Genomic DNA, 1204 nt, shown 5'->3' with positions numbered 1-1204 from the left:
CCGCAGTACCCCTCCCCCACCGGCCTCGGCCCCACGGTCGCCGAGGCCACCGCCGGCATGTCGCCGAACCGCATCCAGGACATCGTCACGGCGGCCGGGCTCCCGTCGACCCACGACGCGGTCTCCGCCGTCCGGTCGCTGACCGAGCTGTTCACGGACCGCTCCCGGATGTCCGCGCTGCTCGACGAGGCCCCCGCCGAGTCCGTCGAGGTGCTTTCGCGGCTCGTCTGGGGGCCGCCGTACGGCCAGGTGACGGCCGACCCGGCGCGGCATCTGCGCTGGCTCCTCGACCGGGGGCTGCTCCTGCCCACCTCGCCCGGCACCGTCGTACTCCCCCGCGAGGCGGCCCTGCACCTGCGCGCCGGCCGCGCGCACCGCGTGCTCGAACCGGCGCCGCCCGCCTTGGAGGCACTGCGCGAGGACCGTCCACAGGTTGTGGACGCGACGGCGGCGAGCCAGGCGTACATGGCGCTCGACACCGTCGAGGAGCTCCTCAAGGACTGGGACGAGGGCGGCCCGACGGTCCTGCGGGCCGGCGGCCTGAGCGTGCGCGACCTGAAGCGGACGGCGGTGGCCCTCGACGTACCGGAGCCGGTGGCCGCGTTCTGGGTCGAACTGGCCTACGCGGCGGGTCTGGTGGCGTCGGACGGTGACGCGGACGAGCGGTACGCGGCGACACCGGCGTACGACGACTGGCAGGAACTGCCCGCAGCCGAGCGCTGGTCGGCGCTTGCCACGGCCTGGCTGACGGCGACCCGCACGGCGGGCCTGATCGGCGGCCGCGACGGCAAGGACCGCACGCTGTCGGCGCTCGGCCCGCACCTGGACCGCTCATCGGCCCCGGAGATCCGCCACCGGGTCCTGACGCTCCTGACGACACTCCCGGACGGGGCGAGCCCGACACCCGAATCGCTCCTGGCCAGGCTGCGCTGGGAGCGCCCGCCGAGGGGCTCCGCCGGGGGCGGGGCGTCCGCGGGCGGCGTGTCCACCGGCACCGCGTCCGCGGGCAACGCACCACTCGAACTACGCGCCCGCATCGCCCAATGGACGCTGAACGAGGCGGAGTTGCTCGGCATCACGGGCCGCGGCGCCCTGTCCTCGCACGGGAGGGCACTGCTGGGATCCGAGGAGGCCGAGACCACGGCGGCCGCGACGCCCGCCCCCTCCCCCGCCGAGCTCGCCGTCTCGGCGGCCCGAGCCTGTC

The 1204-nt window shown here is 76.1% G+C and carries 1 pseudogene; it reads left to right on the top strand.

The annotated features are described in order from the left end of the window. Window positions 1-1204 (top strand): annotated as a pseudogene (locus tag E2651_RS43295) (DNA-binding protein); the annotation flags it as partial.

This window comes from Streptomyces sp. MZ04 (assembly GCF_004684775.1).
GTDB lineage: Bacteria > Actinomycetota > Actinomycetes > Streptomycetales > Streptomycetaceae > Streptomyces.
Note: the sequence above shows the minus strand (reverse complement) of the source record. Positions and strands in the feature narration are given on the sequence as shown.